Here is an 18640-nt window from a genome sequence, read left to right as displayed (position 1 = left end):
ATTTGATTTTATTGGTATTTTTTTTATAATGTGAGCTGCTGATTTTGCTCGATTTTTTCTCCTTTTTTGCGTTTTTTTCTCTTTTTAGGTATGGCTATGCCACTTTCAGATTGTGCTTTGGCCAATGCAATGCCCAAGAAATTTGTAGGTTCAGGAACTTTTAAATAGCTTTTGGACGGATTATCCTGCTCAGGCTGAAAAACTTGTTTTGTGGTTTCCAGTTTTTGAGGGTTCAATTCCGCTTTTTCAAACCTCACAGACAAGGCTTTTGCACTATAAGCTTTGCCCAGGTCACTGCCATTAAATACGGTTTTATTTTGGTGGTCTATAAAGGTTACTCCATAAAGCAGCCCTTGGTCGCTTGTTCGGAATGTTATACTGATGTTTGATTTTACTAGTTCCTTTGTTAGCAATTCCTTGCTGAAATTCCCGTATTTGAAAAATAGTTTGTCTATTTCGTTTTTTAGCGATGCTTTAAAATGCTTACGTTTTTCTATGTTTCGTTTGTATTGTTTATCCAATTCATCCATCGTAGGTTTACAATAAATCTGGCTGGCTTTTACTGGGATTCCAATTGATTTGCCATTATCATCCATTATAGAATAAATTAAGCCTCTTTTATCGAACATCTGTGTATGCGCTGCACCACGGTCTGCTTTGATATTGAAATGTTCCAGTATGGTTTTATATTCTGCAAATGTTGCATAACGGTATTGGCGCATAACTCCGGTGACGATATTGCTGATGGCTTGTTTTGTGGGTTTTGTTCCATATATAACGGATCTTATACCTTTTCCCTGCTGCATTTCTCGTCCTTCAGCTTTAAGTAGTCCGTATTTCTTTTCCAGTTCTTTTCTCGCAGGTTCTGATAACTTATATCCGATACCGTGAATATCTATTCGTTCGCCGTTACGCTGGATATTGGTGGTTGCAATATGGATATGCGGGTGATTGGCATCATAATGCCTATATACCAAAAATGGCTGGTCACCAAATCCAATACGCTCCATGTAATCAGCGGCAATCTGTTGTAATTTCTGGCTGTCTAGCTTGTCGGAAGCATCGAAGTTTAGAGAAATGTGCAGCGCATTGGTCTTGACAGCTGCATTCAGCATGGTCAGATGCTCAAATCTTTTTAGCTTTTGTACCAAGTTCATCTTTTCAATATCGCCTGCAAAGCCACTGGCCAGAATAAGTGTAGCTTCGCCAAGTTCAACTTTATCCTCGTTGTAATGCAGGATTCCCCTGATGCTTTTTCCGCTTGCTATTTTGGCAACCATTTTTCTGCAAGTTTGGTAACGATAAGTAGCAATTGATCAACCTTGTTATCTACACCTTTGTACAAAGTAGCCGTCTTACTAACAAAGAATGCTCGTTCATTGGAATTTTCACTGATGTGGAAATGATGGGTCTGTTGGTTGATGTTAATGCCGATTGCTTTCAATTCTTTTCTTATCAATGCTAACTCTTCCATCGGTCCGTTTAAAGACGCTTCTCTATGAAACACATTAATTCGTTCACTTGATAGTATCTTTCTGGCCATTTCGCAAATGCTACGACAATCTGTTTGTTTTTGTAGCTTGGTCAAACGCTCATAAACTGCATCATTTACACGCACCCTGATCAGGTGTCGAAATTGTTCTTGCTCTGCTTTTTTAGGTCTTGACATTGGCGCTTATTCAAAAGTTGTAAGGCATCACGAGTTCCGAGTGAATGCCCCAGCCGTAAGGATGGCGAGATGTTTTTGTCTACAAAAATCCATCTTGCTGCGAACCCAGGTTTGCCAGAAAGCTACCCTCGAAGCTGCTGTTGAACCTCGGTTAAATGGTGAAATTAAATTTGATTGATCTATTAATGTGGGGCGGAAGTTTGCTAAACATTTTTTAAGTTTCGCAGTTCTTCCAACGGTAGGGATGCCCGTAAAAATTGCCGAATTTTCTGCCTCGGTTCGGTCTTGACCTTTTTCAACTTCATGTGAGGATTGCCCTTGTATTTTCGACCTTTTACATTTGGTGTTCCTATCTTACGGGTGTTGGCACTTCGCTCTTCCAGTGCTTCGAGTTGTTGTTCTTTCATGGCTTAAATTTTTGTTGGCTCAAAAGTCGTTAAGCTGGAAAGGGTGGGTACTCTAGTAGGGAAAAATACATGACATTACTTTTGCGTGGTATAAATGTTTTAACAAATCCGACAAGTATCTATCTTAGTATTTCTAAATTATACGCATGACAGAAAAATTGAAATTAGTTCCGGGACAAAAAGCATTTAACGCCTACTATAATAACGGCCTGCCTTTAACCGAGATAGCGCCGTTATCCAAAATCAACTTCTTTATTGGCGCTAATAATTCTGGGAAAAGTAGATTGTCAAGAGAGATTTTGAAAGAATTTTATCGTTATCCTGCTTTTGATCCAAAGAACGCTTTTGCAGCACTTCCTGAAGATGACAAATTTACATTTACCTTAAGAGAATATAAGAGCAAAGACATCGTTTCATTACTTTCCAACTACATACAGCAGTTGGTAGAGCTCGGTGCAACTCAAGTGACATCCGACTTGATACTTGACCTGTTCGAGGGGAATGAACTGATTGATGAGCTACAACTTCAAAATATTTATATGAAGTTCCATAAATTGAATGAAGATGTATCCGCATTGAAAAAAGATGAGTGGGGGTTAGATGAAAATGAAACTCTTTTAAAAAATAAACAAGATGTACTAAAGCTGATACAAAGTATCCTTCCAAGAATTGAGGATCTTTTACCTTTGCCAAATAACGTGCGTTTTAGGGTAAATTATATTCCTATTCTGAGAACATTACGATCTTTTATGGCAGGATCGCACCCAAGTCACGCTTACGCAATTGCCAAAAGGAGTGACTTTCCTAAGATTGAAGGACCGGTTATCGCTAACCGCATCTTTTGGGACTATTTTGCGGAAAATGCAAGAGCTGACAGTTCCCAGAATGGTAAAGAAATGTTATATGATGGGCAACTCCAAATCGATAATTTTTTTACCGGAGAAACCCTTTTTAAAAAAGTTCTCGAACTAAGAAACGATGTTGAGCATCAACGTAACATTCTCACAAAATTTGAGGATTTTCTAAGCAAGCAATTTTTCAATGGTCAAAAAGTTGCTTTGAATGCCATCAGTCCACAGGGTGTAGATGATATTTATGTGAAAATCGGAGATGAAAAGGAATACCCGATCTGTCAATTAGGAGATGGAATTCAGGCAATCATCCTATTAACTTTTCCCTTGTATTTTTATGGGAACAGAACAGGCCATATCCTTTTTTATGAAGAACCAGAACTGTATCTGCATCCTGGGATGCAGCGGATCTTTATTGAAGCTATACTTGCATTCCCAAATGTACAGGTATTCATCGCAACCCATTCCAATCATTTTTTAGATACTTCCGTAGATTACCCCAAAGAGATTTCTATTTTTTCGATGGAGAAGTTAATTACGGAGAACGGAGAGCCAAAATTCAACTTATTAAACCTATCCTCACCAGATATGGCACTATTAAATATGTTGGGTGTGCGAAATTCATCTGTTTTTTTATCCAACTGCTGTATCTGGGTAGAAGGCATTTCTGATCGGTTCTATATTAAACGCTATTTGCAGATGTACTTTGAAATGTATGAAGCTGAGGGTGAAAGAGTTTTTCAGGAAGACCTGCACTTTTCATTTATGGAGTTTGGCGGAAACAATATCGTTCATTACAGTTTCGATGAAGCTGAAACCAATGCTGAAAAAATCCTTGCCACAAAAGTTACCAATAAGATATTTTTGATACATGATAAAGATGCCGGGAAAGAAGATAGGCATAGTGTCCTGACCAAACAACTTGGTAAAAGCTATTATTGCTTGGATACCCTCGAAATAGAAAATCTATTGTCACCAAAGGTATTAATGTTAACACTGCAAGATTTCAAATTAAAAAATGCTAGCGACCTGGAATTTAATGACATTGAACAAGCTGACTATGCAGGTATTCCGTTTATTGAAGTGGTAGGAAAAATTACTGAACTGGATAAATTACGCAAGATATTTCCAGATGTCAAACCAGGTAATACGGCTAAACTCTCCAATAAGGCAGATTTTGCGCGAGTAGCCGTTGAGCATATGCATACATGGGCCGACCTTTCTGAGTCCGCTCAAAAGTTGACAATCGCCGTTTATAAGTTTATCAAGTCACATAACAATCGAACTATCTAAATACGGAGAGGTCTAAATCAGTAGCCAGCCCTTTTAATCAACCATTTTATCAGATTTATTGTCAAATTAATGCTCTATACCAAACAACAACTGGAAACCTTAACGGAAGAAGAGAAATCAATAGCTTCAAAACGATACTTATATAAGGTACACCACGGGGATGTCAAAAAGTTATTGCCACATGAATGTGAGTTTGTTAGCGCAATGCTACCGTATGTCTATACGGATAAAGACTTAACAATACCTAAGTATGATATTTACCAATTGAGCTATTGTGCAGATCCACTTTTTAAGCGGCTGGTATTAACATACTTGTACAATTTGGATTTTCTTAAACCTGTTTCTATAGGCTACCGTAATTTGGATGACGAAGAAATTGTAAGGGATCGAGCAAAATTTGATCAACTTCTTGCCGTTTGGGAGTTAAAGCTCGAGCCATCTTACAGTGATGCTTTTTTGCATGAAGTTAAAATCGAATACTACAGGAAAATCAAGATACTCGAAGATCAATTTCAAAACGGAATGTTTGGCGGAAGGCGTCTTCATGAAAGGGAAATATTGAAGCAAAAGCTATCGGCTTTTTATATTTACTCCGTCACTAGAAGCTTTTTTAGAAGTCATAAAAGTAATTATGTGGCATTCCAGGCAGCTGGATCAACATTTTCCGTTAATATATATAGCTATGTCCATATTGCATCCAGGCACTACATTCCAGATTTAAATGGGATTGGTTCCGAACGAAGTTTTAATAGCGAACTAATATGTATCAACCCGTTTAACTTGCCATATACCGTCAGAGATCTGATTGTGGACTATTTTGACAAGGCACTCGTCAGTTATTTACTGAATCAGGAGTACATGATTTTTAGCCAGGATACGGACTTCTATATTATTTGGTGGAAACATAAAAGATTGACAGAATTGAACTTCCAAATGGGCTATGAAATACGGACTCTATATAAAATAGAGGCAAAAAGGGATAAGGATAAGATCAATCACAATAACTTTTATCAGGTAGACGATAGAATAACATATTTTTACTAAGTAGATTTGATGATGGTTTTACTGGAGCTATTTAAAAAGACGAAGATAAATGTCGGATGCGCTACGATTGAAAGAGATTCTGCTGGGATGCTCGAGTATGAGTTTCAAATTGCACCCAAAACCTTTTTGAACTTTAGCAAGCAGGATTTTAAGACAAAGGATCAGAGAGGGAATACCAATGCGCTAACCAATGCAAAAAGGGCGATAGATTGTCAAACGGATAAAATTTTGAAGTGCTTCGGTTTTCCAATCGATAAGCCGTTTCCTCCTGCCACCAATAAATATATTCAAGCGATAAGCCCTGACCTCAGTAAAACAGACATTCAGTATAAATTGAAACTTTTGCAGGTTCTTGACCTTGCACCAGCAAGCATTATTGCAAATACAAGGACAATTAGGAATAAATTGGAACATTATTACGAAAGTTTTTCGGATAGCGATGTTGAAAATGCCATACAACTTGCTGACCTGTTCATCAACGCCACAGACAGTAAATTAAAGATGGTTTGGTCTTATCGAATTGAAGATGTAAATAGTACCGATAAAAAATGCGATAGTTGCATTGATGTATCTTTTGATGAAGACGAGTTTAAAATAAAGGTAAGCGGTTTCCACAAAGGCGAACATACGGAAATTGAATATACATTCAGAGACATAGAATTTTACCCATTGCTGAAACTGACGTATTCGTTTCATTACCCGCAGGATTTAGAAGATTACTTCATGGAACTTATGCAGATAATTAACCATCCAATTCCTCCAGAAAATATCCATCTGGAGAATATATAGATCGCAAATCACTTATTAAGTTTCTTCTTAGTCAGTTTTAGGATTTCCATCTTCGCCGATTGTATTCTTTTAATAATGTCTTCGATCTCTTCAGCGGTGAACCACTTATAGATAGGACTGTCCCGGTATTCCATTAGTCCTATTGCATTAACTAAATTCCAGTTTGTTTGTGGCCTGTATTGTTGGATAATGAGCGAATTGGTTTCTGATTGAATTTAAATAACTTAGTTCATCCAGTAACTTCTTATGAGGATTACCATTCTTCTTGGACGCTACAAAGCCTTCTTCAATAGCACGGTTTAGCAGTACCGTTTTTACAGAGGTCCTTTTGCTTTCGAAGGTCATCCTGTCAAAAACTATATTTTGCATTTTTCTTCGCTCAGCACCATCGGGAGAAAATTCCGCCGCTAGCAAAGCTTCAATGTTCTTTTCGAACATAGCAAAGTGCGCTATTATTTTACCTCTTACCGGATAAGTCCTTTCTTCGTAATCTGGTTCAAAGCAGTCTGGATCGAAATCTTTTAAGTCAGCCATGTTAAGAATTTATAAGGTCATTTTTAATTTGTCGATGCGTATCATACAAAAATTTTGTGTACATGTTCATTTCCAGATTGAACCTCTTGTTATCGTCAATGGTACGTACAACCTGGTTGTATTCTGCCATTGCCTCCTCTGTATTGAAATAGACAAGGGAATTATAGTCTTCAGGAGGGTAGCTCACGTACAAATGGAATCGCATATGTAAAGTTGGATACTCATATTGGAGTATATCGATGGTTTTTTGTTTGATAAGTTGAGCCAGTTTTTGATCCCTGTTGTCTTCCCTATGGTGATCCATATTATTTGAGATTATGTTTTTGATAACCATGGTCTAAATAATCTTATATTCATCTTTCTTCAAAGCGACATATAATGATTTTAAACCACGCCTAATACAATTGTTAACTTTAGTTATTACTCCGATGCCTGAATTTCTTTTACAATTTTTGTCAACACTGCCTCATCAAATTTCTTTTTGTCAGCAGCCGTTAGATTTGAAAACTCACTGAAATCTTGTGAGTTAACCCTTTTTAATTCCTCAATATTTTTCCAGTATTCATCAGCTTTATCAATAGGTCTAATTTCATTCTGTTTGACTTCAAAAAGATAATTGTCGATATGAATAGGGAAAAATACATTTTTCCAAGTTTCTTCCTGTTTTTTGCGTCCGGCACTCAGCTCAAATTGACAAGCTTTACTCTTCAATGAATGAGTGGAAGCGATGAAAAGAATAGTATCGTGTTCAAGAACATTCTTTTTCATAATGTCTTCAAGATACTGACCTCCTGGAGCATCTTTTTCCCATAGAAAGGTTTTTATACCATTTTTCTTCAACGCATCATTTAGTGTTGATGCGAATAGCCGATCCTTAAAACTGTAAGAAATAAAAAGTTTTTTGTAATTCGTCTCGGATGATATCTCCTTGATTTTTTCTTTATAATCCAGAGCGTGGATATTGAAGAAAGCTTTTAGTATGGTGCGATCTGTCAATACGCTTTTCAATATAGTTTGAAAATCCATAGTTGCATAAACTGGTCTAAGTTCCTTTTCCCCGATGATAAAGGTTTCATTTGACAGGGTGCAATCCACAAAAACTGAAAAATACATAGTACATTCAACAAAAGAACTATTTCGAAAATCCACATTGGTAAAGTAACTTTCAGAAATCGTACAATTACGGAAAACAACTTCTTGGGCAGCAGTTTCTAACGGTGTCCCTGGGGGATAATACGCTAAGGCCATAAACTGACTTTCTTCTATATCACACTCAGTAAACTCAACGTTGAATAGTTCCTCTGCTAATTTCAGTCCCCGAAAACTACAATTATCAAAAATTGAATTATCTAGATCACCTTCATCAATTTCCACATTTCTGAAATTACATTTGAGAAAGGATAACTCAGTCCAACCAAACTGACCATGTGAAAAACGGGAATTTTTGAATGTACAATCAGAAAAAAAGCACTTTTTAAAATACAAAAAGAATCCCCATACATTTTCAAATGTACACTCAATAAATTTGCAATTTTTAAAAATAAATCCCTGAAAGTCACCAGTGAAGTGGAAATTTTTAAAAGTATACGATTTAACACCCACTCCAGGCTCTTCAGTGTGACCCTTTTTTAAGGGTTGTGTGATAAGTTTTTTAGGTGCGACATCTGTGAAATAAAGTAAAACAGATTTTTGATCACGTTTCGGTGCGGCGGCTGTATCTTTCAATTTATTTGAGGTTAATGTAGTGGTCCTGAAAGGTGAATTTAATAATGATAATCGATATATCCATAGTATGTAGAAATCATAATAATCTAACAGTTTCAGTTATTGCCATAATTCTCTACTAGAGCATTGCCCGTTTTTGATTGACTGATACTTGTATTTTAAGTATCGCTTATGAGTAAAACAAAAGACTTCAAACACATCATTTCCATTGACGAAGCAATGGAGATTTTCAAGCGTAACGGACTGATATTTAACCGTGATCAGGTTCGTGAAATCTTGGAATTCATGGATAAAATCGCTAAATTAGTAGTGGAGGAATACGTGAAACGAGTATGAAAATAGCAGATTTATATATACGGGTAAGTACAGATGAGCAGTCCGATAAAGGGTACTCACAAAGGGATCAGGACGAACGGCTAAGAAAGTATTGCGACTATCATAATCTAAAGATTGGACAGGTGATTTATGAAGACCATTCTGCCAAGACTTTTAACCGGCCAGAGTGGAAAAAGCTGCTCATCAGGATAAAAAAACAGAAAGGTAACCAGACAGATATTATCCTGTTTACGAAATGGGACAGATTTAGCAGGAATACCAGTGATGCTTATCAGATGATCTCAACCCTTAAAAAACTAGGGATAGAGCCGCAAGCCATAGAACAGCCTTTGGATATGGCGATACCTGAAAGTAAGATTATGCTGGCTATTTATTTAGCTACACCTGAAGTGGATAATGACAGAAGGGCTTTAAACGTGATTAATGGTATGCGTAGGGCGAAAAAAGAAGGCCGTTTTATGGGTGTCGCACCTAAAGGATATGCAAACAAGATTACGGAAGACGGACGTAAATATATCGGATTGTATGAACCCGAAGCTAAAATTATGCGCTGGGCATTTGAAAAGTTGGCTGAAGGGGGATATAGCCAAGCTGAAATGTTGCGAACTGTGAATAAACAGGGATTAAAAACTAGTCGCAATAACTTTTGGTCAGCACTGAAAAATCCTGTTTACTGCGGTAAAATATATGTCCCTAAAAATAAGGATGAAGAAGGTTATTTTGTTCAGGGGCAACATGATCCATTGATTTCGGAAAGCCTATTCAACAGGGTACAGGAAGTTATTACACAAAAAAAGCCAGTGCATAAAACAAGTATTGCATCGTTGGACGAACTGCCGTTACGTGGTTTCCTAGCATGCCCTAGGTGTAACAAAACCTTAACTGGAAGTCCTTCAAAGGGCAGAACTAAATATTATTTCTATTACCATTGCAATTCAATCTGTGGTTATCGGATAAGTGCAACAATGCTTAATAAGGCGTTTTTAAAGGATATAGAAAAATATAAGCCCTTAGCGGGAATGGAGGACGTTTATGTTAGTTTTATCCACTATTACTACAAAGAAAGAATGTCTGGAAAGAATGATTTAAGGAAGCAGATATTGTCGCAGATTACTGTGCTAAATAAAAGAACAACTAAACTTAGAGAGCTGCTTTTAAATGAAGAATTGGAAGCGGGTGACTACAGGCTAATGAAGTTTGAGAATGAAGAAAAGATAAAAAACCTTGAAAATGACCTCATGGAATTGGCTACCGATCGTACAAATGTGCCTGAAACAGTAAAACAAATGATTAATGCCGCTTTAAAAATCGTTTATAAATATCCTGAACAGACAGTTTCTTTTCAAAGAAAATTTGTAAACGCCATTTATCCACAAAAATTGGTATTTGATAACGGCACTTATCGAACCACAAAAACCAATCCTGGAATTGCACTTATTGCGTTGATAAACAAAGAGTTGTGTAGAAACAAAAATGGGATAGAACTAGATTTTTCTAGTCTATCCCATCAAGTGATCCCGCTGGGATTCGAACCCAGGACCACTACATTAAAAGTGTAATGCTCTACCAGCTGAGCTACGGAATCAAAGTTTTTTTGTGAACTTTACTTTAAGCGTTTCCTTTTAAAGTGGTGCAAATATATAAGTACGTTAAGTAATCTGCAAATTATTCTTTTCGAAATCGCATACCATACTGATTGTTAGCCTAATTAATTATTCTTAGGCGATAAAATTGAGCAATAATTGGTTCAATTCGTCCTTATGAGTGATAAAAAGCCCATGTGGTGCGCCCTCAAATCGGTAGTAAGCTGCGTTCGGAAGTTGTAAAGATGTTAACTCGCTCGTTGCTTTAATTGGAACAATTTTGTCATCTTCTCCATGTACAATCATCACCGGTATAGTAATCGTGCTTAAATCAGTTCTAAAATCAGTCTCCGAGAAAGAACGAACGCATTGTGCTGTGGCACGCGGACTGGACACAATCGCAAGGTTCCACATCCAGTTCTGAATTTCCTGGCTCACCGGTTTATTTAATACACCTTCGCTAAAGAACTGCTTCCCAAATTCTGCAAGAAATGCTGGTCTGTCTTTGTGAATGTTCGCAACAATCTCATCAAACATTTCTCGAGGTACGCCTTCTTCATGGTCTTCAGTCTGTACCAATAAGGGAACAACCGTGCTCACCAAAACTGCTTTGGCAACTCTTCCTGAACCATAACGTCCAAGATACCTTACTACCTCTCCACCCCCCATAGAAAAGCCTATAAGAGTTACCTCAGTTAAGTTCAAAGCCATTAGGACTTCATGTAAATCATCCGCAAAAGTATCGTAATCGTAATTGCCCCAAGGCTTGTCCGACTGTCCGAAACCGCGTCTGTCATAACTGATACAACGGAAACCTGCTTCCACCAAGGCATTAACCTGGTATTCCCACATCTCATGTGATACCGGCCAACCATGGATCAACACTACGGGTTTCCCCGTTCCCAGGTCTTCAAAAAACAGATTTACTGAATTGCTGTTCTCAACGTTTTTTTTTATGTAAGGCATATTGCTTTGTTTTATGTTCTCTGTTTAACAGACGGCCACCTCAATTGTTTATTTCGGGAGGAATCCTTCGCTATAATTATAATATATCCCCATATTTGGATTCGATAACGAAAAGGTAAGATACAATAAAGAAACTTATAGGCATGAATAAAGCAATATTTTTAGATAGGGACGGCGTGTTAAATCATGAGATCTATGATTACATCACCAGAGTTGAAGATTTTGAAGTGCTAGAATACCAGATTCCTCCTTTGAAGAAATTGTATGATGAAGGCTATCTATTAATCGTGATCACTAATCAGGGTGGAATAGCACTGAATCGTTATACTGAGGAAGAATTGGCAGAAATGCACCAGATTCTGTTTGACAAGTTTGAAGCGCAGGGTGCAGTAATTACTAGCTTTTACCATTGTCCGCATCACCCAACTGTTGGCGGAGATTGCGCTTGTCGCAAACCTAAATCCGGAATGCTTCTGGAGGCTATCGTGACTTATGATATCGATGCTGAGTTGTCAATTATGATTGGTGATAAGCCGCGCGACGTCGATGCTGCAAACGGAGCAGGGGTAAGGGGCATTGAGATTGTTCCAGATGAACAGATTGATTATGATCTTGTTAAACGTGTGCTTGCCGGTACCGCTATGAAAACTTCTTCTGAAGGATTAAAAAAGCTGATAGGCTAGTTGTCCTTTAAGCTATTACAAGTATTTGGGCAAAAAAGAAGTGGTAACGATTATCTCATTGCCACTTCATAATTATTATAGTTTCGCTTACTGTTGAGTTATTGAAGCAGCAGCCTTTTTGTGATCAGCTAAAAATGTAGCCAATCCGCTATCAGTTAATGGGTGCTTTAATAATCCTAAGATAGCAGTCAATGGCCCGGTCATCACGTCTGCGCCTAATTTAGCACAAGCAATAATGTGTAACGGTCCACGGATAGAGGCCGCTAAGATTTGAGTAGGGTAGCCGTAGTTGTCAAAAATGGTACGGATATCTTCAACTAATGTTAGTCCTTCAGAACCTATATCATCTAAACGACCAAGGAACGGAGATACGTAAGTAGCACCTGCTTTTGCAGCCAATAGCGCCTGACCAGCAGAGAATATTAGCGTACAGTTGGTTTTGATTCCTTTTGACGAGAAGTATTTGATCGCTTTAATACCGTCTTTGATCATCGGAACTTTCACCACAATCTTTGCATCCAGTGCAGCTAATGCTTCACCTTCTTTAATGATCTCGTCATACGTTACGGCGATAACTTCTGCACTCACATTGTCGTCCACGATATCGCAGATTGCTTTGTAATGGGCAATAACTTTGTCTTCACCGCTGATTCCTTCTTTTGCCATTAAACTTGGGTTGGTGGTTACACCATCTAAAATACCAAGGTCTTGTGCTTCTTTGATTTGGTCTAGGTTCGCTGTATCAATGAAAAATTTCATGCTTATTTAATTTTAGAATTACTGATTAAGAATAGGGCTAAATTAGGTATTATGAATTTAAATTGCAGAACTGGTTGTCTATTTAATTTCACATTATAACTTGGCGTTATTGGCCTATTGCTTAGCTACTCTTTTCTCAGCCATAAGTCTGTCTACAACTTCTTTTAGTTTCTTAGGATCCTTAGCATATTTTTCCAGATCAATGATCTCTACTTTTCTAAAGTCTATCGGATGACTTTCACTTTGAAGTGAGATGGTGCCGCTTTTTAAAAGTGCGCCTTCTTCTGCACCCCCAACAGGATCACTTTGTGGTTTTTGATACCTCAACACTTCTTCGCCGTTTGCGTAATGCACAATTGTAGAATCACCTAATACAAGCACTTCTACACGTACCCATTGGTCTCCGCTGAAAGTAGGAGAGTTGGAGTCGATACAATGTGTTTTGATAATCCTTCCATTTTGAACGAACTGTGTTCCTGGTGTACAAATATTCGCAGTACTGCGTTTTCCATTACCCGATCCACCTAATAGTTGTACTTCAATAGAATTAGGGAAGTCTTGATCTTTACCCATGGTTTTTGGATCTTGTCCGTGGATCATGATTCCGCTGTTGCGAAATGCCCAGCCTTCACCACCTTTAACCTGATTTCCAGTGAAACGATATTCCACACCAATTAAATAATGAGAGAATTGTTTCTTATAGAAAAGGTGTCCGTATTGCTTATCAAAGTCCGTGTATTTATCATAGCGCACTTCCAGTTGTCCGTTTTCCACTCGGAAGGTATTGTTATAATTGTCGTTTAAATCGTGCTTTCTGATTTTGATGTCCCAGCCTTTAAGGTCCTTTCCATCGAACATCTGTACCCATTTCGGTAGAGGAGTGGCGGTTTTTGAGCTTCCTAAAAAGAGGAGCGGGGCAGTTAACAATACTGCTGCTTTAAATAATACGTTTAATTTCATATTGTGGTTATATATTCAACTAATTTAGGGAATATAAGACCAGATTTGCAATAAGGATGTGTTTGATTTATATTGGGGTTTATGAATTCCCATTTTTACTTATAGAAAAGTAAAAATGGGCAAGCACCTCTTATCGCATCGCTACAACTTTCTACCCTTGCTTCGTTCCCGCCCTGGGGGAGTTCAAAAGGAGCTGATCGTAAAAGACTTGCCCGGGACAAATGTAGCAATAGAATTGAATTCCCAAAAGAGTAAAGTGCATTTTTTTGCGGTATTGGGTAGATAGAGGTGTAACGCAGTGATTGGCAAGGAAATGATTTTATCCTTTTTCAAAACGTTTCTAAATAACAGAAATTACAATTTCACATTATTATAACCGTTATATTGTCATATTGTTAACAATGAAACCTCACGTTTCCAAACTACTGCATATTTTTTAAAAAACGTGCCATTATTATAATAGGTCGTTATTTTTTTATAACTTAGTGTTCCTAATACACTATACCAAATCAATTACTAAACGAGACTTATGGAACTAAACCAAGAGAACCAAGGGTTATATGACCAGCGTTTTGAGCACGACGCATGCGGCATAGGATTTGTTGCCCATATTAAAGGCAGAAAATCCCAGCAAATCATTTCTGACGCAATAACCATACTTGAAAATCTTGATCACCGAGGAGCCTGTGGAGCTGAAATCAATACTGGCGATGGTGCCGGTATCATGATTCAAATACCTCACGAATTCTTATACGACGAATGCCTTAAAATTGGCTTTAGTCTGGAAGAGTCAGGTAACTACGGCGTGGGTATGCTATTTTTACCTAAAGATGTAAGAGCAAGAGAAGAGTGCAGAGAGATCATCTATCGTGCTGCCGAAAAATTAAACCTGGAAGTACTAGGCTTTAGAAAGGTGCTTACCAATACTGAGGGTATCGGGAATATGGCCCTTTCTGTTGAACCTGAAATGGAGCAGGTTTTTATTGCCCGTCCTAACGCAATCGCCGCAGGTGCCGACTTCGAACGCAAGCTTTACGTATTCAAAAACTATCTATCAAAGACAATTAACAGTACTGTGAAGGGTATCAATGGCGAGTTTTACATCGCATCCTTCTCTTCCAGAACTATTGTATATAAGGGTCAGCTGACTTCTTTGCAAGTCAGAACTTACTTCACCGAGCTTAGCGACAAACGTGTAGTTTCGGCATTTGGCCTAATTCACTCTCGTTTCGCTACGAACACTTTCCCGTCCTGGAAACTGGCTCAGCCATTCCGGTACATCGCTCATAATGGGGAAATTAATACTTTACAGGGTAACTTAAACTGGTTCCGTGCAGGTGTCAAATCATTTGCATCCACATACTTTACCGCTGAAGAATTAAATATTTTACTTCCTGTTATCGATGAGACCAACTCTGATTCAGGATGTTTAGATAACGTTGTCGAATTGCTATTACACTCCGGTCGTTCATTGCCTCATGTTTTAATGATGTTGATTCCAGAAGCTTGGGATGGTAATGACGATATGGACGAACTTAAACAACATTTCTACAAGTTCCATGCTACTTTGATGGAGCCTTGGGATGGTCCGGCGGCGGTTTCCTTTACTGATGGAAATCTGATCGGTGCTACCTTAGATCGGAATGGGTTACGTCCTCAACGTTATGCAATTACTGAGGACGATATCGTAATAATGGCTTCTGAAGCTGGTGCTTTGGCATTAGATCAAAGTAAAATCATCGAAAAGGGCCGCTTGACACCTGGCAAAATGTTCATTGTGGATATGGAACAAGGCCGTATTATCTCAGATACTGAGATCAAACAACAAGTTTGTGGAAGCAGGCCTTACGGTGAGTGGATCAATAAGTATCAGATTAAACTAGAGGAACTTCCGGAGCCACGTGTGGTTTTTAGCGGACTTTCTGAAGAGTCTATTTTCCGCTATCAACAAGTGTTCGGTTACAGCAGAGAGGATATTGATCTTGTGCTTAAGCCAATGGCCGTTGAAGGTAAAGAGGCAATTGGTTCAATGGGTACCGATATTCCATTGGCTGTGCTTTCTCAAAAACCGCAACATCTTTCTTCTTATTTTAAACAATTGTTCGCGCAGGTAACCAACCCACCCATCGATCCGATCAGGGAGAAAGTGGTAATGAGTCTTGCCGGATTTATGGGCGCCAACGGCAACTTACTAGAGGAAACTGCAATGCAGTGCCATTGTGTAGGTATCAAACATCCGATATTAACAAATACAGAACTTGAGAAATTAAGAAGTATCGATACCGGGGTATTCCAATCTAAAACCTTGCAGACTTATTTCAGGGCCGATGGTAAAGTTGGTTCTATGGCTAAAGGTATTGAACGTTTATGTCGTTATGCTGTTGATGCTGTGGAAGACGGCTTCCAGGTAATCGTACTTTCCGATAGGGCATTAGATTCTGAGCATGCCGCAATCCCTTCATTATTGGCAGTTTCTGCTGTCCATCATCACCTGATCCGTAAGGGATATCGTGGAGCGGTAGGTATCGTAGTAGAAGCTGGTGATGTTTGGGAGGTTCATCACTTTGCAACCTTGATTGGCTTTGGTGCAACTGCTGTTAACCCTTATTTAGCTTTAGAAACCATCACCTCTTTTGAGAAGGAAGTGGATATCAAAGCAGCTAAACTGATCAGTAATTATATCTACTCTATTAATGGCGGACTATTAAAGATCTTCTCTAAAATGGGAATCTCTACTTTACAGTCTTATCATGGTGCACAGATTTTTGAGATTTTGGGGATCAATAAGTCGGTAGTAGACAAGTACTTCAGTGGTGCGGTTTCAAGAATAGGTGGATTAGGGTTAGATGAGATCGCTCGTGAGACGCTTATTAAACACAACAGAATCTTTAAATTGGCTACCCGTCCGGATACTATTCTTCCGACTGGTGGTAAATATCAGTGGAAACGTAAGGGTGAGCAGCATTTGTTCAATCCTCAGACGATTCACTTGTTGCAAAATGCAACCCGCAAAAATGATTACAGCACATACAAACAATATGCTAAACTGGTAAATGAGCAAACATTACAGGCTTATACTATTAGAGGTTTGTTTGAATTCAAATATAACCGTCCTGCCGTTCCGTTATCTGAAGTTGAGCCAATAGAGAACATTCTAAAGCGCTTTGCGACAGGAGCGATGTCCTTCGGTTCCATTTCTCATGAGGCCCATTCTACTTTAGCTATCGCTATGAACCGCATTGGTGGAAAGAGCAATACTGGTGAGGGTGGTGAAGATGAATTGCGTTATGATGTTTTGCCAAACGGCGATTCTATGCGTTCAGCTATTAAACAGATTGCGTCTGCACGTTTCGGGGTAACGAGTTACTACCTGACTAACGCGGATGAATTGCAAATTAAAATGGCACAGGGTGCTAAGCCCGGTGAGGGCGGACAGTTGCCGGGTCATAAAGTTGATGATTGGATCGCTAAGGTTCGTCATGCTACACCGGGAGTTGGTTTGATTTCGCCTCCGCCACATCATGACATTTATTCTATCGAAGATTTGGCTCAGCTGATCTTCGACTTAAAAAATGCCAACCGTGCAGCGAGAATTAACGTGAAACTGGTTTCTAAAGCTGGGGTAGGTACCATTGCCGCTGGTGTTGCTAAAGCACATGCAGATGTAATTCTGGTATCAGGTTTTGATGGGGGAACAGGTGCTTCACCTTTAACTTCAATCCAGCACGCAGGCTTACCATGGGAACTTGGCTTAGCTGAAGCGCATCAAACTTTGGTGAAAAACCGCTTGAGAAGTAGGGTTGTTTTGCAAACAGATGGTCAGCTTAAAACGGGTAAAGACATTGCAATTGCTACTTTGTTAGGAGCTGAAGAATGGGGTGTAGCAACTGCTGCATTAGTAACCGCGGGTTGTATTATGATGCGTAAGTGTCATCTAAATACTTGCCCTGTTGGGGTTGCTACTCAGGATCCAAACCTTCGTAAGTTGTTTACAGGAGAGGCTGATCATGTGGTGAATTTGTTCCACTTTCTTGCGGAGGAACTTCGTGAGACTATGGCTGAACTTGGTTTCCGTACCATTGAAGAGATGGTTGGTCAGTCGGACGCTTTAGGTGTTCGTGCTGTTGCGGAGGAAGATTGGAAACAGAAAGACCTTGATTTATCTGCCATTCTATTTAAAGCGCCAGACAATGGATTAAGCTTGTATCAAACTGAGGAGCAGGATCATGGATTAGCTGAGGTATTAGACCACGAGTTGATTAAAGCAGCACAGCCTGCATTGGCAAGTAAAGAGCCGATTTATGCGGAGTTTGCGGTTAAGAATACCAATCGTGCGATAGGCACTATGCTATCAAATGAAGTATCTAAAGTATATAAGGGTCAGGGACTTCCTGCCGACACCATAAACTTTAAGTTTAAGGGTTCTGCCGGTCAAAGTTTCGGTGCTTTTGCTGCAAAAGGAATCTCACTACAGCTGGAAGGTGAGGCGAATGACTACGTTGGTAAAGGATTATCCGGTGCCCGTTTGTCGATCTATCCTTTCGGGAATGTGAAATATGTTCCTGAGCAAAATATCATCATCGGAAACGTTGCTTTATATGGCGCTACTTCTGGTGAGTTGTTTGTTCGCGGACAAGCTGGTGAACGTTTTGCAGTGCGCAATTCTGGTGCAACTGCGGTTGTAGAAGGCTTAGGAGATCACGGTTGCGAGTATATGACTGGTGGTGAGGTATTAGTAATTGGAAGTACAGGGTCTAACTTTGCTGCAGGTATGAGTGGTGGTGTTGCCTGGATCTACGATTCAAAAGGCGACTTTGCCAGTAAGTGCAATAAGGAGATGGTGGATCTTGATCCTCTTGATGAACAGGATGAATTGAGAATTAATCATTTATTGAAGATGCATGTAAAACTGACTGATAGCAACTTAGCTAAGTTCTTGTTAAGTGATTGGGCAACTCAATCTTCACATTTCATAAAGATATTTCCGAAAGAATACAAAGCAGTTTTATTAAGTAAGGTAAACCAAATAACAATATCTTAA

The 18640-nt window shown here is 38.9% G+C and carries 16 protein-coding genes, 1 tRNA gene and 1 other RNA gene; 7 read left to right on the top strand and 11 right to left on the bottom strand.

From position 1 onward, the window contains the following. Positions 1-23: 23 nt before the first annotated feature. The 3 genes from ACHFIZ_RS15105 to ACHFIZ_RS15095 all read right to left on the bottom strand — a co-directional run bounded on the left by ACHFIZ_RS15105 (position 24) and on the right by ACHFIZ_RS15095 (position 2076). The gene (locus ACHFIZ_RS15105; RefSeq protein WP_410887289.1) at positions 24-1280 is read right to left on the bottom strand and encodes a relaxase/mobilization nuclease domain-containing protein; all 1257 of its coding nucleotides are present in this window, start codon (positions 1278-1280) and stop codon (positions 24-26) included. Next, positions 1265-1669 (bottom strand): mobilization protein, encoded by a 405-nt coding sequence (locus ACHFIZ_RS15100; RefSeq protein ID WP_410887287.1) that lies wholly within the window; start codon positions 1667-1669, stop codon positions 1265-1267. The genes ACHFIZ_RS15105 and ACHFIZ_RS15100 overlap by 16 nt, the downstream gene beginning before the upstream one ends. A 203-nt stretch (positions 1670-1872) precedes the next feature. Continuing rightward, a complete protein-coding gene (locus ACHFIZ_RS15095; protein WP_410887285.1) occupies positions 1873-2076 on the bottom strand; it encodes a hypothetical protein in 204 nt (67 codons plus the stop codon). A 146-nt stretch (positions 2077-2222) separates the two neighbouring features. Here ACHFIZ_RS15095 and ACHFIZ_RS15090 point away from each other — a divergent pair, with 146 nt between their 5' ends. The 3 genes from ACHFIZ_RS15090 (at position 2223) to ACHFIZ_RS15080 (ending at position 6053) form a co-directional block, all read left to right on the top strand. Further along, positions 2223-4220 carry an AAA family ATPase gene (locus ACHFIZ_RS15090; RefSeq protein WP_410887283.1) on the top strand — a complete coding sequence of 666 codons (1998 nt, stop codon included), beginning with the start codon at positions 2223-2225 and terminating at the stop codon, positions 4218-4220. Between the two features lie 69 nt (positions 4221-4289). Next, positions 4290-5264 (top strand): hypothetical protein, encoded by a 975-nt coding sequence (locus ACHFIZ_RS15085; protein WP_410887281.1) that lies wholly within the window; start codon positions 4290-4292, stop codon positions 5262-5264. A 9-nt stretch (positions 5265-5273) separates the two neighbouring features. Continuing rightward, the gene (locus tag ACHFIZ_RS15080; protein ID WP_410887279.1) at positions 5274-6053 is read left to right on the top strand and encodes a hypothetical protein; all 780 of its coding nucleotides are present in this window, start codon (positions 5274-5276) and stop codon (positions 6051-6053) included. 147 nt (positions 6054-6200) lie between these two features. Here the strand turns inward: ACHFIZ_RS15080 and ACHFIZ_RS15075 are convergent, their stop codons facing one another. The 3 genes from ACHFIZ_RS15075 to ACHFIZ_RS15065 all read right to left on the bottom strand — a co-directional run bounded on the left by ACHFIZ_RS15075 (position 6201) and on the right by ACHFIZ_RS15065 (position 8312). After that, the gene (locus ACHFIZ_RS15075) at positions 6201-6587 is read right to left on the bottom strand and encodes a hypothetical protein (RefSeq protein ID WP_410887277.1); all 387 of its coding nucleotides are present in this window, start codon (positions 6585-6587) and stop codon (positions 6201-6203) included. A gap of 1 nt (position 6588) precedes the next feature. Continuing rightward, on the bottom strand, positions 6589-6891 hold the full coding sequence (locus tag ACHFIZ_RS15070) for a hypothetical protein (protein WP_410887275.1): 303 nt from the start codon (positions 6889-6891) through the stop codon (positions 6589-6591). Between the two features lie 116 nt (positions 6892-7007). Further along, complete coding sequence (locus ACHFIZ_RS15065; protein WP_410887273.1) at positions 7008-8312, bottom strand: toll/interleukin-1 receptor domain-containing protein; 1305 nt, start codon at positions 8310-8312, stop codon at positions 7008-7010. A gap of 171 nt (positions 8313-8483) precedes the next feature. Here ACHFIZ_RS15065 and ACHFIZ_RS15060 point away from each other — a divergent pair, with 171 nt between their 5' ends. Both ACHFIZ_RS15060 and ACHFIZ_RS15055 read left to right on the top strand, forming a co-directional pair. After that, positions 8484-8648: a hypothetical protein gene (locus ACHFIZ_RS15060; RefSeq protein ID WP_410887271.1), complete on the top strand. Its 165-nt coding sequence runs from the start codon at positions 8484-8486 to the stop codon at positions 8646-8648. Beyond that, positions 8645-10207, top strand: coding sequence for a recombinase family protein (locus ACHFIZ_RS15055; RefSeq protein WP_410887344.1), 1563 nt, complete (start codon positions 8645-8647; stop codon positions 10205-10207). Before ACHFIZ_RS15060 ends, ACHFIZ_RS15055 begins: the two co-directional genes overlap by 4 nt. Here the strand turns inward: ACHFIZ_RS15055 and ACHFIZ_RS15050 are convergent. Together ACHFIZ_RS15050 and ACHFIZ_RS15045 are read right to left on the bottom strand one after the other, a co-directional pair. Then, positions 10161-10233, bottom strand: a tRNA-Lys gene (locus tag ACHFIZ_RS15050). The two genes, ACHFIZ_RS15055 and ACHFIZ_RS15050, sit on opposite strands and share 47 nt — an antisense overlap. A 133-nt stretch (positions 10234-10366) precedes the next feature. Continuing rightward, positions 10367-11197, bottom strand: coding sequence for an alpha/beta fold hydrolase (locus ACHFIZ_RS15045; RefSeq protein ID WP_410887269.1), 831 nt, complete (start codon positions 11195-11197; stop codon positions 10367-10369). A gap of 143 nt (positions 11198-11340) precedes the next feature. On the opposite strand from ACHFIZ_RS15045, the gene ACHFIZ_RS15040 reads away from it, so the two are divergent. Next, a complete protein-coding gene (locus ACHFIZ_RS15040) occupies positions 11341-11880 on the top strand; it encodes a D-glycero-alpha-D-manno-heptose-1,7-bisphosphate 7-phosphatase (protein ID WP_410887267.1) in 540 nt (179 codons plus the stop codon). Positions 11881-11967: 87 nt separating this feature from the next. On the opposite strand, the gene fsa is transcribed toward ACHFIZ_RS15040, so the two are convergent. The 3 genes from fsa to ffs all read right to left on the bottom strand — a co-directional run bounded on the left by fsa (position 11968) and on the right by ffs (position 13813). Next, positions 11968-12639, bottom strand: a complete 672-nt coding sequence (gene fsa / locus ACHFIZ_RS15035) for a fructose-6-phosphate aldolase (protein ID WP_410887266.1) — start codon at positions 12637-12639, stop codon at positions 11968-11970. Between the two features lie 114 nt (positions 12640-12753). After that, positions 12754-13599, bottom strand: coding sequence for a DUF1080 domain-containing protein (locus ACHFIZ_RS15030; RefSeq protein ID WP_410887264.1), 846 nt, complete (start codon positions 13597-13599; stop codon positions 12754-12756). A gap of 114 nt (positions 13600-13713) precedes the next feature. Then, positions 13714-13813, bottom strand: an RNA gene (ffs, locus tag ACHFIZ_RS15025) — signal recognition particle sRNA small type. A gap of 315 nt (positions 13814-14128) precedes the next feature. Between ffs and gltB the strand changes: the two genes are divergently transcribed. Further along, complete coding sequence (gene gltB, locus ACHFIZ_RS15020) at positions 14129-18640, top strand: glutamate synthase large subunit (protein WP_410887262.1); 4512 nt, start codon at positions 14129-14131, stop codon at positions 18638-18640.

The organism is Pedobacter sp. JCM 36344 (genome assembly GCF_046546555.1).
Taxonomy (GTDB): Bacteria; Bacteroidota; Bacteroidia; order Sphingobacteriales; family Sphingobacteriaceae; genus Pedobacter.
The sequence above is the reverse complement of the archived record's forward strand: the minus strand, read 5'-3'. Positions and strand labels throughout refer to the sequence as shown.